The 25,091-nt window shown below is 64.6% G+C and carries 21 protein-coding genes; 3 read left to right on the top strand and 18 right to left on the bottom strand.

Annotation, left to right across the window (positions count from 1 at the left end; translation table 11 throughout):
• Positions 1-146: 146 nt before the first annotated feature.
• On the bottom strand, positions 147-626 hold the full coding sequence (locus GBZ26_RS07310; RefSeq protein WP_103040629.1) for an Lrp/AsnC family transcriptional regulator: 480 nt from the start codon (positions 624-626) through the stop codon (positions 147-149).
• Positions 627-763: 137 nt separating this feature from the next.
• On the opposite strand from GBZ26_RS07310, the gene GBZ26_RS07305 reads away from it, so the two are divergent.
• Positions 764-1,141, top strand: a complete 378-nt coding sequence (locus GBZ26_RS07305; protein ID WP_174438272.1) for a Rid family detoxifying hydrolase — start codon at positions 764-766, stop codon at positions 1,139-1,141.
• Positions 1,142-1,148: 7 nt separating this feature from the next.
• Positions 1,149-2,300, top strand: a complete 1,152-nt coding sequence (locus tag GBZ26_RS07300) for a PLP-dependent cysteine synthase family protein (protein WP_174438271.1) — start codon at positions 1,149-1,151, stop codon at positions 2,298-2,300.
• 56 nt (positions 2,301-2,356) lie between these two features.
• Here GBZ26_RS07300 and GBZ26_RS30990 read toward each other — a convergent pair whose 3' ends face one another.
• The 17 genes from GBZ26_RS30990 to GBZ26_RS07215 all read right to left on the bottom strand — a co-directional run bounded on the left by GBZ26_RS30990 (position 2,357) and on the right by GBZ26_RS07215 (position 23,039).
• Positions 2,357-2,959, bottom strand: coding sequence for a transposase (locus GBZ26_RS30990; RefSeq protein WP_425547885.1), 603 nt, complete (start codon positions 2,957-2,959; stop codon positions 2,357-2,359).
• A gap of 215 nt (positions 2,960-3,174) precedes the next feature.
• Entirely contained in the window at positions 3,175-5,598 is a 2,424-nt protein-coding gene (ppsA, locus tag GBZ26_RS07290) for a phosphoenolpyruvate synthase (RefSeq protein ID WP_174438269.1), read from the bottom strand.
• A 98-nt stretch (positions 5,599-5,696) separates the two neighbouring features.
• Positions 5,697-6,044 (bottom strand): HPF/RaiA family ribosome-associated protein, encoded by a 348-nt coding sequence (locus GBZ26_RS07285; RefSeq protein WP_174438268.1) that lies wholly within the window; start codon positions 6,042-6,044, stop codon positions 5,697-5,699.
• Between the two features lie 169 nt (positions 6,045-6,213).
• The gene (locus GBZ26_RS07280) at positions 6,214-7,419 is read right to left on the bottom strand and encodes an ABC transporter permease (RefSeq protein ID WP_174438267.1); all 1,206 of its coding nucleotides are present in this window, start codon (positions 7,417-7,419) and stop codon (positions 6,214-6,216) included.
• A complete protein-coding gene (locus tag GBZ26_RS07275) occupies positions 7,419-8,132 on the bottom strand; it encodes an ABC transporter ATP-binding protein (protein WP_174438266.1) in 714 nt (237 codons plus the stop codon). Before GBZ26_RS07275 ends, GBZ26_RS07280 begins: the two co-directional genes overlap by 1 nt.
• Positions 8,133-8,142: 10 nt before the next feature.
• On the bottom strand, positions 8,143-9,423 hold the full coding sequence (locus tag GBZ26_RS07270; protein ID WP_174438265.1) for an efflux RND transporter periplasmic adaptor subunit: 1,281 nt from the start codon (positions 9,421-9,423) through the stop codon (positions 8,143-8,145).
• A gap of 153 nt (positions 9,424-9,576) precedes the next feature.
• Positions 9,577-11,211, bottom strand: a complete 1,635-nt coding sequence (locus GBZ26_RS07265) for an NAD(P)-binding protein (RefSeq protein ID WP_174438264.1) — start codon at positions 11,209-11,211, stop codon at positions 9,577-9,579.
• The gene (locus GBZ26_RS07260; protein WP_174438263.1) at positions 11,211-12,218 is read right to left on the bottom strand and encodes a thiamine pyrophosphate-dependent enzyme; all 1,008 of its coding nucleotides are present in this window, start codon (positions 12,216-12,218) and stop codon (positions 11,211-11,213) included. The genes GBZ26_RS07265 and GBZ26_RS07260 overlap by 1 nt, the downstream gene beginning before the upstream one ends.
• A 16-nt stretch (positions 12,219-12,234) precedes the next feature.
• Complete coding sequence (locus GBZ26_RS07255) at positions 12,235-13,482, bottom strand: pyruvate ferredoxin oxidoreductase (protein WP_174438262.1); 1,248 nt, start codon at positions 13,480-13,482, stop codon at positions 12,235-12,237.
• A 16-nt stretch (positions 13,483-13,498) separates the two neighbouring features.
• Positions 13,499-14,056 (bottom strand): 2-oxoacid:acceptor oxidoreductase family protein, encoded by a 558-nt coding sequence (locus GBZ26_RS07250; RefSeq protein ID WP_174438261.1) that lies wholly within the window; start codon positions 14,054-14,056, stop codon positions 13,499-13,501.
• 93 nt (positions 14,057-14,149) lie between these two features.
• Positions 14,150-14,359, bottom strand: coding sequence for a hypothetical protein (locus GBZ26_RS07245; protein WP_174438260.1), 210 nt, complete (start codon positions 14,357-14,359; stop codon positions 14,150-14,152).
• Between the two features lie 139 nt (positions 14,360-14,498).
• A complete protein-coding gene (locus tag GBZ26_RS07240) occupies positions 14,499-14,639 on the bottom strand; it encodes a hypothetical protein (protein ID WP_174438259.1) in 141 nt (46 codons plus the stop codon).
• 1,042 nt (positions 14,640-15,681) lie between these two features.
• Positions 15,682-16,788 carry a glycosyltransferase family 9 protein gene (locus tag GBZ26_RS07235; RefSeq protein ID WP_174438258.1) on the bottom strand — a complete coding sequence of 369 codons (1,107 nt, stop codon included), beginning with the start codon at positions 16,786-16,788 and terminating at the stop codon, positions 15,682-15,684.
• Positions 16,789-16,837: 49 nt separating this feature from the next.
• On the bottom strand, positions 16,838-18,028 hold the full coding sequence (locus GBZ26_RS07230; protein WP_174438257.1) for a glycosyltransferase family 4 protein: 1,191 nt from the start codon (positions 18,026-18,028) through the stop codon (positions 16,838-16,840).
• Positions 18,025-19,434, bottom strand: coding sequence for an O-antigen ligase family protein (locus GBZ26_RS07225; RefSeq protein ID WP_174438256.1), 1,410 nt, complete (start codon positions 19,432-19,434; stop codon positions 18,025-18,027). The genes GBZ26_RS07230 and GBZ26_RS07225 overlap by 4 nt, the downstream gene beginning before the upstream one ends.
• Positions 19,434-20,792 (bottom strand): lipopolysaccharide biosynthesis protein, encoded by a 1,359-nt coding sequence (locus tag GBZ26_RS07220; protein ID WP_174438255.1) that lies wholly within the window; start codon positions 20,790-20,792, stop codon positions 19,434-19,436. Before GBZ26_RS07220 ends, GBZ26_RS07225 begins: the two co-directional genes overlap by 1 nt.
• An 84-nt stretch (positions 20,793-20,876) precedes the next feature.
• A complete protein-coding gene (locus GBZ26_RS07215; RefSeq protein WP_174438254.1) occupies positions 20,877-23,039 on the bottom strand; it encodes a GumC family protein in 2,163 nt (720 codons plus the stop codon).
• Positions 23,040-24,468: 1,429 nt separating this feature from the next.
• On the opposite strand from GBZ26_RS07215, the gene GBZ26_RS07210 reads away from it, so the two are divergent.
• A partial coding sequence (locus GBZ26_RS07210; RefSeq protein ID WP_174438253.1) for a right-handed parallel beta-helix repeat-containing protein occupies positions 24,469-25,091 on the top strand: 623 nt, incomplete at its 3' end.

The following is a 25,091-nucleotide window of genomic DNA, read 5'->3' as shown; positions in this document are numbered from 1 at the left end:
GTGGAAATTTTTTTTATAGTGAAGCAGCTTCTCAGCCAAAAAAGTAAAAAATTCTCATGTGAACCATGCGATATTGAAAATCACCACAGGGGCTTCGCGAAAATCACCGAAGCATGAGTCTAAGAAGAAAACCAGCAAGTAAAATTCTAGCTGGTCTGGGTTTTTACGTAAGAAAGGGGGACTTCCGTTGTCGACTTCATTTCCTCCATGGCGAACATAGACGAGACATCCTGAAGCTCGATGCGCTCGATGAGCTTTCGGTAAAATGCGTCGTAGGCCTTGATGTCCGGAATGACCACCCGCAGCAGATAATCGATTTCGCCGCTCAGGCGGTAGAGATCAACAACCTCCGGTATGTCGGCCACCACGCGGCGGAACTCCTCCAGCCACTCCGCCGAGTGTTTGCTGGTTCGGACGGCCACGAAGACGGTCACGTCGACGTTCAGCTTGGCCCGGTCCAGCAAGGCGACGCGGCGGCGGACATAGCCTTCCTGTTCAAGGCGTTGCACGCGGCGCCAGCAGGGGGTGGCGGACAGGCCGACCTGCTTGCCGAGGTCGGCGAGCGACAGGGTCGCGTCGGCCTGGAGGGCGGCCAGGATCTTCCGGTCGGTGGCGTCGATGGTCATCGGAGTTGCTCGGGGCCTTCGCGGTTGGGACGGATGATTTTGCTCATCTGACCCGCCGGGAGAAAAGCTTTTTCGTTTTGAGGATTTTGCATGCACCCGCATGCCGACACAGGGCCAAACCAGGAAAGATCAGGAAGATGAGCGACACCATCGCCACGGACAAAGCCCCGGCCGCCATCGGCCCGTACGCCCAGGCCCGCGTCGCCGGGGGACTGCTGTTCGTCTCCGGCCAATTGCCGCTCGACCCGGCCACGGGGACCTTCGCCGGTCCGGACGCGCCCACCCAAGCGGCGCGCAGCCTGACCAACATCGCGGCGATCGCCGAGGCCGCCGGCACCAGCCTGGCGAAGGCGGTGAAGATGACCGTCTACGTGACCGACCTTACCCAGTTCAAGGCGGTGAACGAGGTTTATGCCGGCTTCTTCCAGGCGCCGTTTCCCGCCCGCTCGACCGTCGAGGTGTCGGCGCTGCCGCTCGGCGCGTCGGTCGAGATCGACGCCGTCATCGCGCTTTGAGGGTGACATGACCGCTTCCGCGCAGACCGTGCCGTTCTCCCCTGGTGCCGGTTCGATCCGTCAGCCGTTCCGCCTCGACTACACCCCGCTGCCCGAGGCCACCGGCCGTGACTGGACCCGGCGCGCGATCGGGCTGCTGGAGACCGAGGCGGCGCGGTCGCCCGAGACGCCGCTGCTGAAGCTCGACGTTCCGGAGCTGGCCGGGATCGACGTCTACCTGAAGGACGAGTCGACCCACCCCACCGGCAGCCTGAAGCATCGCGTCGCGCGGTCGCTGCTGCTGTTCGCCATCTGCAACGGGCGGATCGGCGAGGGGACGCCGGTGATCGAGGCGTCGTCGGGCTCCACCGCGGTGTCGGAAGCCTATTTCGCCCGGCTGCTCGGTCTGCCCTTTCACGCGGTGATGCCGCGCGGCACCTCGGACGAGAAGATCGCCACGATCGAGCTGCACGGCGGGCGCTGCCATTTCGTCGAATCCTCCAAGGCGATCTACGCCGAGGCGGCGGCGCTGGCGGCGCGGCTGGGCGGCGTCTATCTCGACCAGTTCACCTACGCCGAGCGCGCCACCGACTGGCGCACCGACAACATCGCCCAGTCGATCTTCGGCCAGATGCGCAGCGAGCGCCACCCGGTGCCCGACTGGATCGTGATGAGCGCCGGCACCGGCGGCACCGCCGCCACCATCGGGCGCCACATCCGCTACCGCCATCTGCCGACCCGGCTGTGCGTTCCCGACGCAGAGCATTCGGTCTTCTACGACAGCTTCGTCAACCGCGACGCCGCGCTCACCTGTGAGCGCGGGTCGCGCATCGAGGGCATCGGGCGGCCCCGCGTCGAGCCGTCCTTCATCCCCGACGTCGTCGACCAGATGATCAAGGTGCCCGACGTGGCCTCGCTGGCGGCGATGAGGGTGCTGTCGCGGCGGCTCGGCCGGATGGTCGGAGGGTCCACCGGGACCAACTTCTTCGGGCTGTGCTGGATCGCCGGACGGATGCGCGACTCCGGGCGGTCCGGCTCGCTGGTCACGCTGATCTGCGATTCCGGCGAGCGCTACCGCAACACCTATCATGACGACGCCTGGATGGCGCGGGCCGGTTTCGACATTGCCGCCGACGAGGCGCGGATCGAGGCCTTCCTTGAGGGCGGCCCGTTCCTCTGACGCAAGAACAAGCTGATCTTGCCCTGTTTCGGTGGTTCTTGCGCCGTTTGCGTGGATCACGCCGCCAGGAGGGTTCGTCTCCGGAGCAGATCCAGGCTGGCTCTGCCGTACATCTGACGCTTGAGCAGCTTGAGGCGGTTGATCTGCCCCTCAGCCTGCCCGCTGCTCCATGGCAATCTGAGTGCCGCCCGAACGGCAGCGCCATCCTGCTCCAAACCGGCAGCGGACGTCTGAACCGCCGCGATACCGCAGGAACTCGCCTCGATGAGCCAAGCCTCCAGTCCGGCGGCGGCATGGTCGCTTTCCGCTTCGGCCGGCTTTACCAGAGCCCGGGCCAAACGCTTGGGCGACAGCAGGGTTGGTGGGCTGGCCGACGGGGGTGGCGTCTCCTTGTGCCGGCGGTGGGGCGTCGTCTCCGCCGGAACGCTTCGGTGCTGTCGCAGCCAGAGATGCACCGCTTTTGCTTGGCCGGGGGAGGTCGCCGGTACCGGCTGTGCACCACGCGGCTGATGGCGCCACAGTGCGGGCAACGGGCACTGCCTCGGCGACTGTCTGCGAGAATGACTCTGCGAGAATGACAAGGGAGCCGCGGCTGCCACGCTCGATCTGAAGCGCGCGGCAGCCCGGAAGGAAAGAGAACTTCTGCATGCTCCTTCCATGTGGGCAACACCCGGTCTGCTCGCCACCGCAACCCGGACCATCCACGCAAACCGCGCAAGAGCCAGCGAGCGGGGGCAAGATCGTGCGCCCGTTGACCGTTCCGGCGGGCGGCGTGGCGGCCCTCAATTTTGCGACGGTTTCTCGTCCACCTTGGTCTCCGCGGCCTGCCGGATGAAGCTGCCGAAGCGCGGGTGTGCGAAGACGTCGACGTGCTTTATGATGGATCTCCCGTCTCAGGGTGGCGCGGGGTGCGGCCGAGTCCTCGTTCCAGTTCCACCACGGCGCGCAACGTCCTCAGCACGCTGTCGGGCGTCAGACTGATGGAGTCGATGCCGAGCCGCACCAGGAACTCGGCGATCTCCGGATAGTCCGAAGGCGCTTGGCCGCAGATTCCGCACGGCCGGCCATTGCGCCGCGCGCCTTCCACGGCTTGGCGCAGGAAGGCCAACACGCCGGGATCGCGCTCGTCGAAGTCGAAGGCGACCAGCGGGCTGTCGCGGTCCACACCGAGCGTGAGCTGAGTCAGGTCGTTCGACCCGATGGAAAAGCCGTCGAAGCGTTGGGCGAACTCGTCCACCAGCAGGACGTTGTTGGGGATCTCGCACATCACGTAGATCTCCAGGCCGCTACGCCCACGCTCCAGCCCATGGCGGGCCATGGCGGCGATCACCCGGTCCGCCTCCTCCAGGCGGCGGCAGAAGGGCACCATGACCTTCACGTTGGTCAGCCCCATCTCGGCACGCACACGGGCCAGCGCCCGGCATTCCAGCGCGAAGCCCTCCTCGTAGGCGGGATGGGCATAGCGCGCCGCGCCCCGGAAGCCGAGCATGGGATTCTCCTCGACCGGCTCGAACCACCACCCGCCGATCAGGGAAGCGTATTCGTTGGTCTTGAAGTCCGACAGGCGAACGATGACCGGGCGAGGGAAGAAGGCCGCCGCGATGGTGCCGATCCCTTCCGACAGACGTTCCACGAAGTAGGCGCCGCCGTCAGGGTGACTGCAAGTCAGTTGGGCGATGTGGGCGCCGACGTCGGAATCCCCGACGCGCTCCGGATGGACGAGCGCCATCGGATGCACCTTGATGGCCTCGCTGATGATGAATTCCATGCGCGCCAAGCCAACCCCGTCCACCGGAAGCTGGCCGGTCTGGAAGGCCTGGTCGGGATTGCCGAGGTTCACCATGATGCGCGTCTGTGGGCGCGGCAGCCGACCAAGGTCGATGCGCTCCACATGGAACGGCACGGCGCCGTCGTAGACCTTGCCGGTGTCGCCCTCGGCGCAGGAGATGGTCACTGTTTGACCGTCGCGCAGAACCTCCGTCGCGCGCTCGGCCCCGACCACGGCGGGAATGCCCAGCTCGCGGGCGACGATGGCGGCGTGGCAGGTGCGTCCGCCCCGGTTGGTGACGATGGCGGCAGCCGTCTTCATCACCGGTTCCCAGTCGGGCGTCGTGGTGTCGGCCACCAGCACCTCGCCCGGACGGAAGGCGGACAGCTGGTGGGCGGCGGTCACCACGCGGACGGCCCCGGCGGCCATACGACCGCCGACCGCGCGCCCGGAAACGAGTGCGGTGCCCTTCCCTTCGGGAACGAAGGTCTCCAGCTCCAGGGCCAAGCGCCGGGAGGCGACCGTCTCCGGCCGCGCCTGGACGATGTACAGACCGCCGTCCAGCCCGTCCTTGGCCCATTCGATGTCCATGGGTTGGCCGTAATGGTCCTCGATCCGGATGGCCTGTTCGGCGAGCCGCAGCACCTCCCCGTCGGTCAGGCAGAAGCGCTGCCGGTCGGCGCCGGGTGTGGGAACGGTGCGCGTCGGCTCACGCGTGCGGCCCGAGCGGTAAACCATCTTCACCAGTTTCTCGCCCAGGCGCCGCCGCAACACCGCGCGATGGCCCTGCCGGAAGGTCGGCTTGTGAACATAGAACTCGTCGGGATCGACCGTCCCCTGGACGACCGTTTCCCCCAGCCCATAGGCGCCGGTGATGAAGACGGCGTCCCGGAATCCCGACTCCGTGTCGAGCGTGAACATCACCCCGGCCGAGGCAAGGTCGGAGCGCACCATCTTCTGCACGCCGACCGACAACGCGACCTTGAAGTGGTCGAAGCCCTGGTCGATCCGATAGGAGATGGCGCGGTCGGTGAACAGCGAGGCGTGGCAGCGCCGCACGGCGTCGAGCAGCATCGCCTCGCCCGCCACATTCAGATAGGTCTCGTGTTGCCCGGCAAAGCTGGCGGTAGGCAAGTCTTCGGCGGTGGCGGAACTGCGCACCGCCACGGTCAGGCCTTCCCCATATTCGGCCAGCAAGGCACGGAAGGCCGTGCGCAATTGCGCTTCCATATCCGGCGTCAGGCCGGCGGCGTAGACGATCTCCCGGGCGCGGGCGCCGGCACGGGCCAGACGCTCCACATCCGCCTTGTCCAGATCGTCCAACAGCGCGTGAAGGCCATCCCAGGCGTTGGCGGCGGTCAGCGCGTCGCGGAAGGCGTCGGCGGTCAGGGCGAACCCGTCCGGCACCTCAACTCCCAACGGCTTCAGGCGTCTGCAAAGCTCGCCAAGCGAGGCGTTCTTGCCGCCCACCAGGGCGACGTCGTCGCGGCCAAGGTCGGAAAACCAGCGGATGTACGAGGTGTCCGGCATGGGCGGCCTCCCAACGTGGTGACACCGGCGCCGGGAGCGTGGCCTTCGGCGCCGGCCGCTTCGGTGATCTCGGGCAGGAAGCGAAGGCGCGGCGCCGGTCACGCCGTGTGCGTCTTCACGTCCTGCCTGCGGCGGCGCGCGTAATCCTCCAGCTCCCGGCGGATCGCGTCGAACGCGTCGCGAACGGCGACCTCGGGATCTTCATGGGCATGGTCGGCGGGTTTGGCATGGCGCACGGCCAATTCTCCGCCCGGCACGGTGAGGTCGATCCGGACGGTGTAGAGCTTGCCCTTGTGGTGGTGCCGATGCGGCGCGTCGAAGACCACATGGCAGGCCATGATGTGCCCGTGGAACCGCTCCAGCTTTTCGGCGTGCTCCCGGACGCACGTTTCCAGATGCGGCGAGGGGGCCATGTTGTGGAAGGTGATCTGAAGCGGCAGTTGCATGGCGGTCCTCCGGTCCGTGGTCGCATCCTTCGTCACGGCGCCGTCGCCCGCAGCGCCGCCGGGATCATCTTCGGGGTGCCAGGGCGGCGGAGCCTTAACCCAGGTAAAGGGCCGCCGACGGAATCAGGCGCCGACCTTCGCGCCGCGCGCGCCGGAACGGACGGAACCGTCACTCATGGCGCAGTGCCTGGATCGGATCGAGATGGGCCGCGCGGTGGGCCGGGATGTAGCCGAAGACGATTCCAACCACGGCGGAGAAGCCGAACGCCACAAGAATGATGAAGGGATCGACGAGGAACGGGACGTTCAGCGCGGTGGTCGTCACAACCGCCAGTCCGAGCCCCAAAGCGATTCCGAAGATGCCGCCGAACAGGGACAGCACCACCGCCTCCACCAGGAACTGCATCAGCACCTGTTCCTCCAAGGCGCCGATGGCGAGACGTATTCCGATTTCCCGCGTCCTTTCGGTCACCGACACCAGCATGATGTTCATGATGCCGATCCCGCCGACCAGCAGGCTGACCGCCGCCACCGCGCCCAGAAGGCCGGTGAGCACCGCCGTCGCTCCGGCGGTGGCCTGCACGACCTGCTTCATGTCGCGGACGGAGAAGTCGTCCTCCTTGCCGGGGGTGATGTTGCGCCGCTCCCGCAACAGGCGCTCGATGCCGGTCTGCACCTTGGCCGTGTCGACCCCGTTCCGGGCCGAGACGTAGACGCGCGCGATGTCCATGTTTCCGGCGATCCGCCGCTGGAAGGCGCGCAGCGGCATCAGCACCGTGTCGTCCAGGTCGGTTCCGAAGCTCGACTGCCCCTTCGCCTCGAGAAGGCCGATCACCTCGCACGAGACGTTGTGGACGCGGATGGTCTCGCCGATGGGGTCGGTACGGCCGAACAGCTTCTCCCGGACGGTCTGGCCGATGATGCAGGCGGCGCGCCCGGCGCGCTCCTCGCCCTCGTGGAAGCCGCGCCCCCGTGCCAGCGCCCAGTTCTGCACGACGAAATAGCCGCTGTCGGTTCCCGTCACCACCGTGTTGCGGTTTTCCGTCCCGTAGATCACCGGCACCGACTTCTGCGCCACCGGCGCGACCGCCTGAACGCCGACCAACTGTGCCCGCATCGCCTCGATGTCGCGGCTGTTGAAGGGTCTGGCGTCGGAACTGGCGCGTCCGGGGCCGACCTGTCCGGGCAGCACGAACAGCAGGTTGGTGCCGAGCTTGGCAAGGTCGGCGGTGATCCGGGCGGTGGTGCCGTTGCCGATGGTCACCATGCCGATGACGGCGCCGACACCGATGATGATGCCAAGCACGGTGAGAAAGGAGCGCAGCGCGTTGCGGCGGATCGCCTGGAGCGCGAGCTTGACGGCTTCGACGAGCATCACGCGGTCCTTTCGCTGGAGGAGTCGCTGTCGATGCGGCCATCGACGAACCGGATGATGCGCCGTGCGTGGGCGGCCATGTCCGGCTCATGCGTGACCATGATGACGGTGATGCCTTGTTCGCGGTTCAACCGCACCAGAAGGTTCATGATCTCCAGGCTCATCCGGCTGTCGAGATTGCCGGTCGGCTCGTCGGCCAGCAGAACGGCGGGGTCGGTGACGATGGCGCGGGCGATGGCGACACGCTGTTGCTGGCCGCCCGACAACTCGCCCGGCGTGTGATCCTCGCGCCCTTCCAGCCCGACACGGGCCAGAACCTCCCGCGCGAGCCGGCGGCGGACGGTCGTGGGAAGGCCGCGGTAGACCAGAGGAAGCTCCACATTCTCCACGGCGCTGGTGCGGGCCAGCAGGTTGAAGCCCTGGAAGACGAAGCCCAGGTAGCGGCGGCGGAGCAGAGCGCGCTGGTGGCGGGTCAGGCGGCCGACATCGACGCCCATGAAGCGATAGGTCCCGGAGGTCGGGGCGTCGAGGCAACCGAGGATGTTCATCGCCGTCGACTTGCCGGACCCCGACGGTCCCATGATCGCCACGAATTCCCCCCGGTCGATGCTCAGATCGACCGCGTTCAGCGCCGGAACGGCGGCGGGGCCGCTGCCGAAAACCTTGCCCACACCCTCGAACTCGATGAGCGGTGGCCCGCCGTCTCTGGGCATGGTGCCCTCCTCAGGGGGTCGGTGCCGTGTCCACGATCACAGCCGCACCCTCCGTCAGGTCTCCCTGGAGGATCTCGGTTCTCCGGCCGTCGCTTGCTCCGGTAACGACCGCCACCTCAACCGCTGCGCCGTCGCGCAGTGTCCACACCGCGCGCGACGGGCCGCTGGGCTCCTGCGGACTGGGAGGACGAAACTGCGGCATGCCGGGCAACATCCGTTTCAGGAGGTCGCCTTGGCCCGCCGCCGCCACCGGAGGCGTGAAGCGCAGGGCGGCGTTGGGCACGAGAAGCGCGTCCGCCACGTCCTGCACACCGATCTCCGCCGTCGCGGTCATGCCCGGACGCAACAGCATGGCGCTGTTGTCCACGGTGAGAATGGCCTTGTAGGTCACGACGCCCTGCACCGTCTCGGGGGCGTAGCGCAGTTCGCGGATGACGGCGGGAAAATGATGATCGGGGTGGGCATCGACGGAGAAGCGGGCCGACTGTCCTTCCCGCACCTTGCCGACATCGGCCTCGTCCACGTCGACTTGCACCTCCATCCGTCGCAGATCTTCGGCGATGGAGAACAACACCGGCGCCTGGAGGGTGGCGGCGACCGTTTGGCCGGGATCGATGTTGCGCTTCAGGACGATGCCGTCGATGGGCGAAACGATCCCCGTCTTGTGCAGGTTCGATTCGTTCAGCGTCAGCTCGGCCTCGGCCACCCCGACATCGGCTCGTGCGCTTTCCAGCGCCGCCACGGCCCGGTCGTGGAGCGCTCTCGCCACGTCCAGGTTCTGAAGCGTGCCGGCCCGGGTACGAACCAACGCCTGCTTGCGGTCGAGGTCGCGCGCGGTCTCGATGACGGTGACCTCCGCCTGGGCAACCTTCGCCTTGGCGGCGGCGAGTTTGGCGCGGGAACTGTCGACGCTGGCCTTGAACTTGTCGGTGTCCAGTTGCGCCAGCATCTGGCCGGCGGCGACCACGCTGTTGTAATCGACGAGAACCCGGCGCACGGTGCCGGACAGCTCGCTTGAAACCTCGACTTGGCTTGTGGGCTGGACGCTGCCGGTCGCGGTGACGATCACGTGCAGGTCGCCGCGGACCGTCGCTTCGGTTACATAGCGGATGTTGTCGGCGGAGGAGCGAAGCAGGACGTAGACAACCACGGCCAGCAGAGCGATCAGAACGATGGCGAGCAGCCATTTTCGTCCGATGCGCACCCCACCCGAAGCGTTATGGGGGGAACGGTCCGGCCCCAGCAGCGCATCGATGTCCGCCGCCGTTTCCCGTGGCGAGAGTCCAGTCATCGCGACCTCTTCCGCCAGTGCGTTCGACAAAGGTCGTTCAAGGATGCAGGATTGTCCTGCTGTCCGGCTCGTTGCGCAAGCGATCCTGCGGCCAACTCCGCGCCGAGGCGGCGGTTCGATTTCCCAGCCGTGGACGCGGTCCGATGGCGCGCCCTAGATCGCCTCCTCGACCATGTCGATCGCACCGCAGGGGCATTCGGCGGCGCACAGGCCGCAGCCTTTGCAGAAGTCGTAGTTGAACCGGAAGCGGTTGCCGGGGCCGAGCTTCACCACGGCGTTGTCGGGACACACGCCGAAACAGTTGTCGCATTCGAAGCAGTTGCCGCAGCTGAGGCAGCGGCGCGCCTCGAACAGCGCGTTGGTTTCGTCGAGGCCACCCGTGACCTCGCCGAAGGTGGTGCGGCGGCGCAGGTCGTCGAGCACGGGCTGCACGGTTCGTGGCGCGTCCGTGTAGTACCAGCTGTTCAGACGTTCGAAGGTCGCCAGCGCGTGCTTGGGCGCGGGCTCGTACCGGGTGCCGCGCAGATAGGCGTCGATGTGGCGGGCGGCCTTCTTGCCATGGCCGACGGCCACCGTCACCGTGCGCTCGGCGGGCACCATGTCGCCACCGCAGAACAGGCCGGGATAGCCGGTCTGGAAATCGGGCCCGACGGCAATGGTGTGGTCCTTGGTGACCGAAACCCCAGGAACGCCCGTGATCACCGAGGTATCGACCTCTTGCCCCAAGGCAAGGATCAGCGTGTCACCCTCGATGGCCTCAAGCTCGCCGGTCGGCTGCGGCCAGCCATCCGGGCCGAGGACCATCCTCTCCACGGTCAGCGTGCCCTCGTCCATGGTGCGGATGGTGGAGAGCCAGCGCATGACGACGCCCTCCTCCAGCGCCTCCTCGACCTCGAAGGCGTGGGCGGGCATCATCGCGCGCGTGCGGCGGTAGACGATCAGCGCCTCTTCGGCGCCCAGGCGCTTGGCGGTGCGGGCCACGTCGATGGCGGTGTTGCCGCCACCGTAGACCACCACGCGGCGCCCCAGCTTCGGCGGCTCGTCGGCCGTCTCCATCGAGCGCAGGACCGAAACGGCGTCCATGATGCGCCCGGCCGAGACGGCGGGGATCTCCACCCGCTTGGCCAGATGCGCGCCGATGGCGGCGAAGCAGGCGTCGTAGCCGCCGTCCTCCATCGCCTTGGGAATGTCCTCGACCTTGGTGTCGAGGGTCAGCGTCACGCCCAGGTCGAGGATGCGCTGCACCTCGGCGTCCAGCACCTCGCGCGGAAGGCGGTACTTGGGAATGCCGAAGCGCATCATGCCGCCGGGCTTGGGGCCCGCATCCACCAGATCGACCCTGTGGCCCAGGCGCGTGAGGTGATAGGCGGCGGCCAGGCCCGACGGGCCCGCGCCGATCACCAGCACCTTCTTGTCGGAGTGGACCGCGCCGACCGGCACCCTCCACCCTTCGCGGATGGCGAGGTCACCGAGGAAGCGCTCGACCGCATGGATGCTGACCGGCTGGTCAAGGCGGGCGCGGTTGCAGACGCTCTCGCAGCTGTGGTAGCAAACGCGCCCCATGACGGCAGGCAGCGGATTCTCCTCCATCAGCTTTTCCCAGGCGATGCGGTAATCACCGCTTTCGGCGTGGAAGAGCCAGCCCTGGATGTCCTCCCCAGCCGGGCACTGGTTGTTGCAGGGCGGCAGATGTTCGGCGTAGACCGGCCGCATGGTCCGCCAGGACCCGGTACGGTTGGCGAGCGAGGAGCCGACATCGAGGGTGATGGCGAAGGGAGGTTTCCTCATCACATGGCCTCCTCGTCACGGAGCAAATCGTAACGACGGACGTTGGCGTCGGCCATGGCTTGGAGCCGGGCGATCGCCTCGCCGCCGTGCGGGTTGTCGGGGTTGAAGAGATGGGCGAACCGCTTCTGCGGCGTCAGGTAGTCCGTCACCGGCACCTTGCGCCGGATGGGCCGAGAGGCGGTTACCTCGCCGTGCTCCGCCTCGAACAGCGGGAACAGGCCGCACTCGATGGCCAACCGCGCCAGCCGCACGGTGTCGTGGCTGGCCGAACCCCAGCCGAGCGGGCAGGGGACCATGATATGGATGTAGCGCGCGCCGCGGATGCCCATGGCCTTGGTCACCTTGGCCTCGAGGTCGTGGAGGTCGGCGACCGAGGCGGTGGCGACGTAGGGGATGTCGTGCGCCATGGCGATCCGCGGAACGTTCTTGCCGGTGCCGAAGACGTTGCCCGGCGCCTCGCCCACCGCGGGTGTGGTGGCGGTGCGCGCCGCCGGGGGCGTGGCGGAGGAGCGCTGCACGCCCGTGTTCATGTAACCTTCGTTGTCGTAGCAGATGTACAGCACGTCGTCGTTGCGCTCGAACATGCCGGACAGGCAGCCGAAGCCGATGTCGGTGGTGCCGCCGTCGCCGCCTTGGGCCACCACACGGACGTTGCTCTTGCCTTTGACGCGCATCGCCGCGGCAACCCCGGCGGCCACCGCGGCGGCGTTGCCGAACAGCGAGTGCAGCCACGGCACCTGCCAGGAGGTTTCCGGGTAGGGCGTGGTGAACACCTCCAGGCATCCGGTCGCGTTGACGCAGACAAGGTTGCCCTCGGTGGCGCGCATCGCCGCGTCGATGGCGTAGCGCGCCCCCAGCGCCTCGCCGCAGCCCTGGCAGGCGCGGTGGCCGCTGGTCAACGCGTTGGAGCGGTCGATCGACGACTGGACGGTGCGCCGAGCCTCGTGCAGCAGTCGATTGCCGACGGTCAGCGTGCCGGTCTGGTAGAACTTGACGGTCTGGGTCATGGGCGTTGGCCCTCCCTTACAGCACGCCACCGGGGGTGACCCGGCGCAGCACGTTCTCGGCGATGGGACCGGCGCGGCGCGTCCCGGCGGCGCGGGCCAGTTCGGCCTCGATCACGTCATGCTTGAGGTCGAGGAAATGGACGTCGGCGTGCGGTTCGCCCTTCACCATGTCCATGAAGCGGGTGAGCGACGCCTGGGTGATGGGCCGCCCGCCCAGACCGGCGATGAGCGTGTAGACGCGCGTGCCGTGCCCGCGCAGCGCCATGCGGACGTGGCTGGCGAGGATGCCGCCCATGCCCACCGCCAGCGCCTTCTCCAGCACCACGACGCGGCGGGCGTCGTACAGGGCCGCGCGCACCTCCTCCAGCGGGAAGGGACGGAAGGAGCAGATCGAGAGCGCCCCCACCTTGTGGCCATCGGCGCGCATCGCGTCCACCATGTCCTTGATCGTGCCAATCACCGAGCCCATGGCGATGACGATCGTCTCGGCGCCCTCGGTGCGGTAGGGGCGCACGAGCCCGCCGGACTCGCGCCCGAACACCTGCTTGAACTCTGCCGCCAGCGCGGGGATGAGGTCGAGGGCCCTCATCTGCTTATGGTGGGCGAGGTAGCGCACCTCCATGAAAGCGTCCGGCCCGACCATCGCGCCGATGGAAATGGGGGCAGCGGGGTCGATCACCTGCACCGGGTCGAAGGGCGGCAGAAAGGCGTCCACCTGCTCCTGATCGGGAACGTCGACGCGCTCGACGGCGTGGGTCAGGATGAAGCCATCGACGTTGACCATCACCGGACAGGACAATTCCTCCGCCAGCTTGAACGCCTGGATGTGCAGGTCCGCGGCCTCTTGGTTGGTCTCCGCGAACAGCATGATCCAACCGGCGTCGCGCACCGACATGGCGTCGGAATGGTCGTTCCAGATGTTGATCGGCGCGCCGATGGCCCGGTTGCCCAGCGTCATCACGATCGGCAGCCCCAGTCCGGAGGCGTTGTAGACCGCCTCCATCATGAACAACAGACCCTGGCTGGAGGTGGCGGTGTAGGCGCGCGCGCCTGCCGCGGAGGCGCCGATGGCGACCGACAGCGCCGCGAACTCGGACTCGACATTGATGAACTCGCAACCGGTCAGATGCCCGTCGCCGACCATCTCGCTCAGCCCCTCGACGATGTGGGTTTGCGGCGTGATGGGGTAAGCGCAAATGACTTCGGGACGGCAGAGCCCGATTGCCTCGGCCATCGCCCGGCTGCCTTCGATCTGCTTCAGCATGGCAAGTCCCCCCGGATCAAGCAAGGCAGTGTTCGTAGGCGGCGACGGCCGCCCTGGCGTTCGCCTCTCCGACGGCACCGGGAAAGGTGTCGCGGATGGCGGCCAGAACGGACTCGATGCGGATCTGGCCGGTGATGGCGGCGAAGCCGCCCAGGAGGGCGGCGTTGGGCACCGGGCGGCCAACGTGCTGGCGGGCCAGGTCGGTCGCCGGAACGCAATGCGCATGGCCGGATGGAAAGCGCTTCATGAAATCGGCGATGTGCAACTCCTCGAAGCTGCGTGAGGAGTTGATCAGCACATAGCCCGTTTCCGGCAGCCCCTGAAAGACATCCACCGAATGGAAGAGCGTGGGGTCCAGCACGATCAGCGCGTCGGGCGAGGAGATCGGCTCGCGGGTGCGGATCTCCGTGTCGGCGATTCGGCAGAAGGAAACAACCGGGGCGCCTGTCCGCTCAGACCCGAAGCTGGGGAAGGCCTGGGCGTGACGCCCTTCCTTGAACGCGGCGACCGAGAGCATCTCGGCGGCCGTTACCGCACCCTGTCCACCACGGCCGTGTATGCGCACCTGGAACATGTGGCGAAACCTCCCCATGCCATGCAGTTCTTATTCTGTTTGTTGAAAGTGTGGAGAAGGCCAGAGGCGCGTTCATTGATTCAGAGCAAATCTTCACAAGAAAATTTGGCGTCCTCTTTTCTTTGTTATAATATCCAAAAATATTTTATAAATATTAGCGAAGAGGATGATAAAAACTATGGCGGCATTTGCGGCTCTGACGCAAAGATTGCTGGCAGGCGGCGGAACGAAAAATGACGGCGCCAGGATCGCGGCCAGTTCGCCCAGTGGCCCGTCGATACTGTCGAGGTTGAGCCCATGCACCGCCCGCATCCTGGCCGACTTTCACCAAGCCTTCGACCCCCGGAAGGACAGCGCCCGGGCCGCGGAGGTGAGTTCCTAGAGGAATTACCCGCAAGCGTGCCGTCAATCGGCTTCGAACTCAGACCCCGGATCGGGGCGCTTACGGTTCGCTGGCTTCTTCATGCTTTTTCCTTTGATCCTTCTTCGCTTGATCGTGATGCCACTTGATGGCGAAGAACATGCCCGTGCCCAACACGATAATCTTGAACGGAAAGAAGACTAAAGGGAACCAATCGTACATTTTGATTATCTCCAAGCCATGACGCTGGCTGTTGTTAGGGGAGCCTGGCGGCAGTCAGGTCAAGCGCGATTTTTTTCTGCGGGCAAGGCCGCAAGCGGCTGGGTTGGCACGGTTGTGCCGAAACGGTCTTCCTCGGCTTTGTAGACGTACTGGCTGGCCACCAGCCAAACCCTTCAACGGCAGCAAGGGCGGGATACAGGTCAGCAACAGGAACGGCAGGGGCGTGCCGCTTCCGGAAGCCGCTGAACGGATGGCCCTGGCCGCAGCGTGGGCAGCGACCACGCAGGCCGGTGCTGAGAGGGGGAGGAGGCGGCCACTCCTGTTCGGATGACATCGCGTGTTCCTTCGGGAGGCAATGGCAAGCGGGAGGCAATGGCAAGCAATGCCTGCATGCAATGCGTGATCGTATGCTCCGTGGAGACCCACAATGTCAACTTGAATGCATCCAATGTGCCGTTGGAATTCATACAACCGTGGACGATATGGCAGGTGCCTCGGCCATGCCAGCTCCGGCCTTTCATGTATGGTTCGAACCCAACGGGGTCTGGTTTGCGCGGAATGGCCGTCTCGCCAACCGTGGGCTTCGGCCCCCGTCATCGTCCCGGCAAGCCATTTCCGTGGCAACTCGCACCCCTCACAGCCAGGATGATGGACCGAGCCGGCCAAAACTGCTCAACGGGAGGGTGGCAAGGATGAACGACCGCAAGCTCGGCCGCAGTGGTGTGAAGGTGTCGCCGCTGTGCCTTGGCGCCATGATGTTCGGCGGCCCCACCGACGAGCCGACTTCGTCATGTTGACCCCGGTCTCCCAAGAAACGGGGGCTCCGGGAAACCCGGTGGGGTTCACTCCCGATCATGCGATCCGGCAGATTCTCTCAGCCCTGATCCCGTCGAAAGGTGGGGCCAGAACACCGCTTACGACCAACCGTCAACACGAATTCTTCTCTTTGCGGCGAAAGGGCCGTCCACCACATCACGTCATTCGAACTCAGCGGGACGCCTCTATGCCTGCCATGGGTCCGACACTGCCGGCTTCCGACGAATTATGCGCCGACATCAAGCTGGCCGTGATTTTCCCGCTTGAGGTCAAGCCCGATACGAGTCTGGCTTAGAATCCCGACAGCGGCCTCAGCGACGTCGCCGTGGGGGATGGAGCTTATGCATCGCTTGGCCTGTTCAACGCACACGCGCAGGCCGCAGCCGGCACACGCAATCTGACGGTAGAAAATCCTGTGCCCGTTGCCGCGTGGGAACCAGACACCCGGCAGGTTGCGGCTGCTGAACACGGCGACGCATCGTGTTCCGACTGAGGCGGCAAGATGCATGGGTCCGCTGTCGTGCCCCAAGAAGAGCTGTGAACGCTGCAATACGGCGGCGCTTTCCCGAGGTGACAGGCGCCCGCACAGATTGACTGTCGGGCCCGGCCAATGAGCCGCGATGGCATCGGAACGCTCCACCTCGTTTCCTGCTCCGATCATCACGAGCCCGAGCGAGTGGAAACGTCGGCCGATCTCTGCGAGAGCCGCACTCCAATTCCCGTCACCATAATCGTTGGGCTGCCACTTCGTCCCGATGCTGAAGGCGACAAAGGGGTGATCCGTACCCAACGGCGCCAACGCCCTGGCAGCCGTCTGATGCTCGCTGTCCAAAAGCCGCAGGGACCACGACGTCTCGTCTCCGATCCGGGCATCTCCCAATTCGCGCAGGCCGTCGGCGAGATGTTCGGTGATCGAAGGCCAGAGCCCTGTGGCGGGGTTGCTTTGCGGAGTGGACGGCGTCCGGAGATGAACGCCGATCAGACGCCGAATTCCACACAGGCGGAAGAACGCGGCGTCGCGAAGCACCTGCGACCGTCGCCGTTGATCGACCAGGTAAACGAGAACGTCGGGGCGCCATGCCCGGATGGATGCCCAAAGCGACCAGAGGGCTTTCGGGTCCCGGGTCTCGATGGGATACTCGATCGTGCCGTGTATGAAACCACCCGGCTTAAGAAGCGCTTCCGCGGGCGCGACGAAGCCGTTGATGGGGATGTTGGTCAGAAGCCGGCGCTCGGCCCGGGGAAAGGCCTTTTCGATCAAATGGAAGCACGGCAAGGCGACGAGCGTGTCCCCCAATGATCCCTGCCGGTAAATCAGAACACGCCGCGCCATGGCTGTCGCTCCACGTTCATACGGTCGAAGGGGGCCGGCGATGCGCCGGTCATGCCGGTGTTTCCTGATGACTGCCCCGCTTCCGGAGCGCGTACTCGACGGCGGCGATGTAGGATTTGGCCATGCCCTCCTGCGTCCAATGCGTGATGACCTGCCGACAGGCGCTCCGCATCCGGTTGGCCAGATCCGGTTCCGTGAGAACACGGTTGATCGCGTTTGCAAGCGCCGCTGCATTGCGTTGCGGCACGACGAAGCCGGTCCGGCCATCCTGAACCAAGCCACCCGCTGCGGCTCCAACCGCATCGGTGGCGATCACCGGAAGGCCTTGGTTGAAAGCTTCGTTCACGACCAAGCCCCAGGTTTCCTTCACGTAGTCCAGTTCGATGGAGGGAAGCACGAACACACTGGCCATGGCGTAGTAGGCCAGCGTCCCGGGACGGTCGACATAGCCCGTAAAGCGCACCCGCGGCCCGATGCCGAGCGATTCCGCAAGAGCCTGAAGCGCAGGCAGCTCTTCTCCCGTACCCGCGAGAACGAGCACGGCCCGGCTATTCGCGGCGGCCACCTCGGCAAAGGCCCGGACCAGATAGGGCAGTCCCTTCACCTCGTTCAAACGGCCCAGATACAGGATGACCGCCTGATCATCTTCGATGCCGAGCCGCCGCCGCAGGCTGGCCACTTCTTCCGCTTGGACAGGGCGCCGGTAGAAGGCGTTGTCCACGGCTTGACGCGCGACGAAAATGCGCTCCGGGTCGACTCCCTCGTCGCGAAGGAATGACGATACGTGTCCCCCGCAGGCGATGATGGCATCCGCGTTTCGGTAGATGTACCGTGTGATCGGGTAGAAGAACCGATGAGCCGGAGTGCGGAACTTCATCCAAACCTCCGTCCAAAGGACGAAGGGACGGCCCTGAAGGCGTGCCATGGCATAGGTCACAGGCAGAGCGAAGCGGCCGTTAATGCACTTCACATAGGCGTCATACCGTCGCGCCATCAAGTGCAGCGGCAGAAGCGGAACGATCCGGGTGTTCGCGATCGAAAACCCCTTGAGATACTTGTGATTGATCGAACCCTGCCAAAGCCCTTGCTCTTTTTGCCAATATTTTTCATTTCCATCGGAATAGAATAGGAAATCAGTGTCCATGGTCTGGGTGATGGCCTGGAAAAGCCCGTCACGATAGGAGGTGTTGAAGTTGGTAACCAGGCACAGCTTCGTCTGTGGGTCCGTGGGAAAGGTCATCGTTCGACTCCTGTCCTGCGGTGTTTCCGAAGTTCCGATGCATTCGGTATCCGGCAACCCTCCGCTGCGATGAGGGCAAGGGAAAACAGAAAGGTGATCTGAGCGAACTGGAAGACCCCATCCGCCCTGGGCTCGAAGAACAGAAGCCCAGCCATTGCGAACAGGACACCCAATAAGCCGCGAACCACCGCCCTCAGGAAGGGCGACATCGTTCCATGCGCGGCGGTCGCCCCCAGCCGGCGCAAGACATGCATCCACATCCCGGCGTACAGAGCCAGGGCCGGAAGACCGAACATCACCGCTTGGTTGATCCAGGTGTTGTGGGCATCCGGGTAAAGCCAACCGGCCAGAGCCGGGCTCCAATACCGGATTCCCTCGCTTGCGTCGCCGAACAGCCAGGTGAATCCGTCGCCGTCCATGACAAACAGAGCGGTGTGCCACAGGCCAATTCTTGCAACTGTCGTGGAGGTGTCGACCGCCGCCGCACTCTGTTGTGGGAGTGTGCCGTAAAGAGTCACGGCGAGGATCGTCAGCGGCGTGAGGAGGAGGGCGACACGGTAACGGCTGCGTTCCCATGGGCCGACCGCGATCAGCAATCCGACGCCACACCACAGGAGGCCACCCTTGCTGAACGAAACCACCAAGGCGGCGAGAAGGACGATGCAGATGGCCGACAGAAGGGTCGCATGGCCATACCGCTGCCTCCGCAACTTCCAGACGACGAAGGTCGCGCTCAGGATCACGCAGGGGACCAGCGCGGCGGCGAAATTGTTCGGAGTGCTGTACAGTCCAAGCGCGACCGTCGTCAGGTAATTGCCGTCGAAATCCGCCTTCCAGGCGTTGTTCCCCAGCGAGGGGAACAGATAAAAGGCACCGGTCTGGTATTGCAGAAGTCCGAGGAGGGCGATGGCGGCCGACGTGCACAGATAAATGAAGATAACGTTGAACAGTTGGCGTTCGCCGCGCACGCATGATTGCATCATGATGAAGACGAGCGCGCCTGGAAGAAGATTTTTCAACTTGCCGATCGTGTCGCCCGACGCGCGCAGGCCATAGACCATGATGACGGCGAACAGGCACCAAGCCAGATATAGGAACAAGGATGGCATCCTGTTCCACCCCCGGCGCAGAATGTCGGCTCTTCCCATGGAAAGTTCGTTGGCCAGGACAAGGCCGAACAGACACCAAGCAAGAAATTCATAGAAATAGACCGACACCATGCCTGTCGCGCCTTGCCCAAAGAGCACGACATCCACCGGCAGGCACAGCGTCAGGACGATGGAGACCGCCATGTAGGAAACCGCCAGAGGACGATCCGCCACCCTGGTTTCCGTGCCGGCCGCGCCCCCGCATCCCCGAGCGGTTTCCGGCTGGACCAACATTTCCTTCCGCGCGAGGTGGATCATCAGTCCGCCCTCCCGTCCGCACGGGCCAAATCCACACGGAAGCCTTCGCGTCGCCCCGACAGAAGGAAGGCGATCACCAGCAAGCCGCCGGCGTAGGTGATGGATTTGCCGATGACCGCCGGCAGCTCCCCGCCTCCGACGAAGCGCTCGATGGCGACGCCGAGAGCGACTGCCGCGGCGCTCAACAGGGCCAGCCGGACGAAACTGAAATTGACCCGGTGGACACGCTGCGACAGGCCGCAAAGCACGGTCGTGAAGACCAGCGTGGCGATCGCCTTGGCGCCGGCCCCGCCGGTCGCTCCGAATGCCGGCACGAGCAGCGCCGACAGCGCCAGCGCGCTGACCAGGCCGGCCGCGCTGGCGATCAGGTTCAGGTGTGTGTAACCGGGTTTCAGCAGGCCGACATTGAGCGGGTAGCTCATGCCGACCGCCACCACGCCGACCAGCAGCAGAAGCAGGACCTCGGGCGCGTACGGGTTCCCCGGCGCGAACCACCCGAGCAGGAGCGGCGCGCTGAACCAGACGATCCCAGCCGCCAGCAGCAGCGCCGTAAGCATGAGAAAGGCCACCGTCCCGAAAAAGCGGTCGCCGCCGTCGCTGTCGTTGAAATGCCGGAAGCGTTCCATTGGGAACCAGATCATGAAAGGGGTGGTCACGCCCTGCACGACGATGGTGGCCAGCTTGATGTGGAGCACATAGCCGCCGACTTCGGCGATGCTCACATGCCCCGCCAGCAGGTAACGGTCGCAATTCTCCAGCACCTGTCCCATCAGGCCGGTGAGCAGAATGAAGACGCCGTAGGTCCGGGCATCCGCATAGCGGTCCGGACGCCAGCGTGGACGCGGGCGAAGCGCGGCGATGAGCGCCAGCGCCAGCGCCAGCACGAGCGCCAGCCGAACGCAGAGCACCGTTTCGACCCGCGTTCGGCCCTCCGGCAACAGCACGGCCATGATGGCCAGGACGACCAGGAACGACACGGACCGCCCGGCCTGCCCGATGCTGTAACCGGCCAACCGATCGGCGGAGCGATAGGCCGTGGTGATCAGGGTCAGTAGGGCTTCGGCGGCGACCAGCCCGGCGACGAGCAGGGATACCACCATTCCGAACCACCAGTGGAGGATGGCCGCGCCGGCCATGTCAACGAGAAGGATGACCAGCAGCACGGAAGGCAGCAGATCACCGACGACCCTACGGATCGATGTGCCGTCATGGGCCGCCTGCTTGATGACGCCGTGCTCGACCCCACACAGGGCGATCATGGCGCCGATCACCAGCAGCGGTTCCAGAAGCGACCATATGCCGAATTCATCCAACCCAAGCAGGCGCACCAGCAGCGGGACGGTCAGCAAGGTGGCCAACGCGCCGCAGGCCGTGGCCGTCCCATAGCCGGCGAGCCGCTGGAGCGATGGTGATCGCAGGAGGGTCCGAAAATCCCCCATGGGTCACGTCCGCAGATAATCGCGATAGGAGCGATCCGAGAGATACTGCGATTCCGTACAGTCAAAGCGGGCGAGCTTCTTCTGATCGACCTTGTTGAAGGCGACCCCGGACAGCTTTGCCCCGCCTTCCAGCAATTGGTCGACCGCGTGCCGCACGACCCTTCGGGCGGTCCGGTTCCAAGCGACCACCATGACGGTGTGCTTGAACACGCCAGCCAAAAGCAGCGCGTCTGGAACGGGAAGCACGGGCGGCGCATCAATGATGATGACGTCGTATTCCCGCCGCATCGTGTCCACGAAACTGCTCAGCCGCGCGAGATGCAAGGGTTCGATCGTCGTCCTGTCAGGGAGGACTCCCGCTGTGACGATGTCCAACCTCTCATGGCTGGTCGGGTGCCGTATATCGGGTGCAGCGATCTCCTCCTCCGGAGTGAGGAACTGGGCGAGGCCCCGCTCGTTGGTTTCGCCCAGCACCTGGTGCACGCGCGGCCGTCTCAGGTCGGCGTCGATCAGAAGGACGCGCCGGCCGGAACGGGCCAGGATCAACGCCGTTGAAACCGCCAACGTGGTCTTTCCCTCTCCGGGCAGGGCCGACGTGAAGACGACGGGATCGCTGAGATCGTTGCGGTTGATCCAGGAGATGGTGCCGGCGACAAGGCTGCGCGCCGCCACACCGACGGAGGATTCGGGATGGGCGGAGGCATAGCCGGCCACATCGCGCCCACTCCTGGCCAATCCGAGACGCTCCGGATGCCGGCGCGCATCCCACACCGGAATGGTCGCATGGATCGGCAGGCCCAGGTCGGTTCGGAGCTGGTCGATGCTGTAATAGCGGCGCCGTGTCCGCGCTTCGGCGCCCAGTGTCGCGGCGCCGCCGGCCAGCAGGGCGAGAAGAATCCCCCCCCCGCCCAGTACGGGAAGGTTTGGGCTGGACGCTTTCGCCGGAAAGTCCGCCCGCGCGATCACTTCGGCATAAGGCTCCTGCGGAGCGATCTCCCGCGCCTCGCGGGAGCGCTGTAGGAAGACTTCGAGAACCGACCGGTCCGCAGCGGCTTCCCGCTCCAGCTCCCGCAATGTGATTTCGGCCTTGTTCATGGCGGCTTTCTCAGCCTGCAACCGCTCCAACGACTCCTGTATGGTCGTCACCTGGCGTGCCGCCTCATCCTGCTGCAGGCGCAGGCTGGCGACCCAACTCCGCGCCTCCCGCTCCATCTGAGTCTGGAGCTTTTTGACTCCTTCCTGGATCTCAGCCATCCGAGGATGGTTCGGGCCGGAATTGACGCCAATCTCGGCGGCGCGACGGACGAGGCTGGCCTCATCAATGGTTAGCCGCTCTCCCACCGGCAAACGGGCAAGCGCCAGAACACCGCGCGCACCCCTCGTGGCTTCGGCGTCCTCCGCGGATTTCAACTGCGCGGAACGCTGCTGCCAACCGGCCTGTGCCGTGACAAGCTGCCGACTCCAGTCCGCGATCTGCTGGTCGATGATGTCAGGATCGCGCCCTTCCCGCAGGATGGAGGAGACACGGAACTGTTCGACCTTGCCTTCTGACCGCCGGACCCGCTCCTTCAACTCGTCCAAACGCGCATCGAGCCACAATGCGGCGCGGGACGTGGCGTTGACCGGGCCCGCCGCCTTGGCTTCCAGATACAGATCAACCAGACGGTTGGCCACGTCCGCCGCCAGTTGCGGGTCTTCCGACCGGAAGGAAACCTCGATGGCCCGCGACGCATTCAACGTCATCGTGCTCACCCGCCGGGCAACATTATCGATCACCCTGGCGTGCTGCAGCCGGCTGGAGGCGTCCGTTCCATCGCCATCCACGGCGTCGTTCAGGGCATCGTTAAACTCCGCGCGCCGATCGAGCCGAAACTCCCGGGCAATCGACCTGATCGCGTCGCGGGATCGGATCATCTCGAGCTCCGTGGATACGGCGGCGGGATCGCCCAGCACCCCTTCGACGACGGCCTTGATGTCCACGGTGTTCCGGGCTCGCGGGTCAACGGCGACGATGGCACGTCCGGTGTAAACCTTCGGCAATGTCCATAATGCTCCCCCGACCAACAGCAACGTTGTCAGGAACACGCAGAGGAAAAGTATCCAGTGTCGACGCAAGGAGCGCCAGAACCATCCGATGTGAAGTTCGGATATGGTGTCGTTTCCCATTGCATCGACTTTCGTTTCAACCAATCCGGGGAGGCGGATCGGTGGTGTCGCACAGTGTGATCGCCTTGATCATTGAAGCACTGGAAAATGAATGCTTTCCGATGGCGTCGGTCCTGCCTCTCGAGCGACGGGTCACGGCATTCCAAAGCGCGTTCGATTCGCTCGGGACGCGGAATTTTTTATTTTTATTGCGATGGAGAAGTCGCACTGAGCAGATAATTGATCGTCTAATCTTATTCCATAGACAAAATGATTACAAATTTTCTAAATCAGATTTCCCTATGATATAAGAAATTGCAATGTGTTAATTTTGTAATTTTTCTTTGGTCTTGCTTTGCAAAGGCTGGATTTATGTTGTCTTTGGAAAAGATACTGTCACCCATATGTGTTCTATGTTTGATTTTCTCGCAATGAAGAAAATGAGGTAGCATAACGCATTGTTGGTAAGCGCAGAAACAAGACAACTTCATAATCTCTGATTGATCCAATGCGGTGGCTGGAGAGGCGTATCGCCGCCAGCCAAGAGCCACAGGGGGCGCGGGTGTGAATATGTGTGAGGACATCTGCCCCGGCATGGTCAAGTCCATATGATGCATTGATTTTCAGTGCTTAATCAAAAGTATAGTGTTGCTGGCCGACAACTCGGTGCAGACGCGCCTTTGATCGGAATGCTGTCCCGGCAGGCACCCCACAACGGAGGTGTCTCCTTTCGATGCACCACATTGCATTGCGAGGCCCTGCTCCAAATCCTCTTTTGTCACCTTTATACCGTGGTAGGTTTTTTCCTTTTTTGTGGTTGTCTGAAAAAGATTATCAGCCTGTATTGATTCATATTCATAAGGAAGGCGCCGGTCTTTTTAAAAGATCAGGGCATTGTTAGGCTCAGACAAAGACAAAACGATGGGTCATTGATGATGATTTGGCTTGTGCATTGATGTTGGAAGTAGGGGATGTGCGGTATTTAACCGATTGAAGGGCCGATTCGAAGAGGTTTTGCGCATATTGGTCTGATCGGGGCCATGTATTATTTTCAGAAGTCTGATGATGGAAAGGTTGGCAGGCCATGTCCGCTGAGGTGAATGGAGCGCCCCGGCTGGGGCGGCGCGACGTGGTACGGCTCCTCGCCGTCGCTGCTTCGGGATGCTTCCCGAAGACCGCTTCGGCGGCCCGTCCCCCGGGATCGCGGACGTTTCATGTTTCTATGGATGGCGCTGACGATCAGGACGGCTTGGCCCCGGACAGGGCGCTCAGGGCCGTTGCGGCTGCAAACGCCTTGGCTTTGCGGCCTGGCGACGCAATTCTCTTTCAGCGGGGCGGTGTCTGGCGTGAAGCCTTGACCTTGACCTCGTCCGGGACGCCGAGCCATCCCATATTCCTCGGGTCTTTCGGTGTCGGAAAGGCCCCTCTCATCAGCGGTGCGGATTTGCTTGTGGCAGAGCCGCTGTTCACGGGGGACGCCGCACCCGCCGGCTCGGCCGACGATCGTCAAGTATGGCGATGGACCTCTTCGGTTGTCAGCGAGCCCTCCCAACTGTTCGTCGATGGGCAGAGGGGCAACCGCATGGCGTCATCAACCGTTTTGTCCAGTCATCGACAATGGTGCTACGACGCGGTTCGGAAGCGCGTCATCGTGGCCGGTCAGCCGGATGGCACGAGGCCGGTCATCGAGGCCAGTGTTCGTGACCATGCCTTCGTCGTCCGGGAACAATCGGACTTCGTCCTCGACGGGCTTCATTTCGCACGGGGAGCGTGGCACACGGCTCTTCTGGAAGGGTGCAGCCGTTGCCGCATAGACGGTACGATCATCACGGACGGCTTTGTCTCCGGTCTTTCGGCATCCAGCGAGCGCCCGTCCAGCGACGTGGAAATTCGTGGCAACACCGTACGGGGCTGCGGCGGTTCCGGAATCCTTCTGGGGGGCAACACCCATCGGTGGGTGATCCGGGACAACCGGATCTCCGAATGCTGTCAGCTTCACGAAGCGGTGATCGGCCCGAAGGACAGGATTCGCCAACTGGAATGGAGCGGCGGGATCAAGGCATGGGGGTGGGG

Source organism: Azospirillum formosense, assembly GCF_013340925.1.
In the GTDB taxonomy this organism is placed as follows: Bacteria; Pseudomonadota; Alphaproteobacteria; order Azospirillales; family Azospirillaceae; genus Azospirillum; species Azospirillum formosense.
Note: the sequence above shows the minus strand (reverse complement) of the source record. Positions and strands in the feature narration are given on the sequence as shown.

Excerpts from the sequence above, each read along its gene's own strand:
- GBZ26_RS07310 (WP_103040629.1), bottom strand. The coding sequence starts at position 626 with ATGACCATCGACGCCACCGACCGGAAGATCCTGGCCGCCCTCCAGGCC.
- GBZ26_RS07305 (WP_174438272.1), top strand. The coding sequence starts at position 764 with ATGAGCGACACCATCGCCACGGACAAAGCCCCGGCCGCCATCGGCCCG.
- GBZ26_RS07300 (WP_174438271.1), top strand. The coding sequence starts at position 1,149 with ATGACCGCTTCCGCGCAGACCGTGCCGTTCTCCCCTGGTGCCGGTTCG.
- GBZ26_RS30990 (WP_425547885.1), bottom strand. The coding sequence starts at position 2,959 with ATGGAAGGAGCATGCAGAAGTTCTCTTTCCTTCCGGGCTGCCGCGCGC.
- ppsA (WP_174438269.1), bottom strand. The coding sequence starts at position 5,598 with ATGCCGGACACCTCGTACATCCGCTGGTTTTCCGACCTTGGCCGCGAC.
- GBZ26_RS07285 (WP_174438268.1), bottom strand. The coding sequence starts at position 6,044 with ATGCAACTGCCGCTTCAGATCACCTTCCACAACATGGCCCCCTCGCCG.
- GBZ26_RS07280 (WP_174438267.1), bottom strand. The coding sequence starts at position 7,419 with ATGCTCGTCGAAGCCGTCAAGCTCGCGCTCCAGGCGATCCGCCGCAAC.
- GBZ26_RS07275 (WP_174438266.1), bottom strand. The coding sequence starts at position 8,132 with ATGCCCAGAGACGGCGGGCCACCGCTCATCGAGTTCGAGGGTGTGGGC.
- GBZ26_RS07270 (WP_174438265.1), bottom strand. The coding sequence starts at position 9,423 with ATGACTGGACTCTCGCCACGGGAAACGGCGGCGGACATCGATGCGCTG.
- GBZ26_RS07265 (WP_174438264.1), bottom strand. The coding sequence starts at position 11,211 with ATGAGGAAACCTCCCTTCGCCATCACCCTCGATGTCGGCTCCTCGCTC.
- GBZ26_RS07260 (WP_174438263.1), bottom strand. The coding sequence starts at position 12,218 with ATGACCCAGACCGTCAAGTTCTACCAGACCGGCACGCTGACCGTCGGC.
- GBZ26_RS07255 (WP_174438262.1), bottom strand. The coding sequence starts at position 13,482 with ATGCTGAAGCAGATCGAAGGCAGCCGGGCGATGGCCGAGGCAATCGGG.
- GBZ26_RS07250 (WP_174438261.1), bottom strand. The coding sequence starts at position 14,056 with ATGTTCCAGGTGCGCATACACGGCCGTGGTGGACAGGGTGCGGTAACG.
- GBZ26_RS07240 (WP_174438259.1), bottom strand. The coding sequence starts at position 14,639 with ATGTACGATTGGTTCCCTTTAGTCTTCTTTCCGTTCAAGATTATCGTG.
- GBZ26_RS07235 (WP_174438258.1), bottom strand. The coding sequence starts at position 16,788 with ATGGCGCGGCGTGTTCTGATTTACCGGCAGGGATCATTGGGGGACACG.
- GBZ26_RS07230 (WP_174438257.1), bottom strand. The coding sequence starts at position 18,028 with ATGACCTTTCCCACGGACCCACAGACGAAGCTGTGCCTGGTTACCAAC.
- GBZ26_RS07225 (WP_174438256.1), bottom strand. The coding sequence starts at position 19,434 with ATGATCCACCTCGCGCGGAAGGAAATGTTGGTCCAGCCGGAAACCGCT.
- GBZ26_RS07215 (WP_174438254.1), bottom strand. The coding sequence starts at position 23,039 with ATGGGAAACGACACCATATCCGAACTTCACATCGGATGGTTCTGGCGC.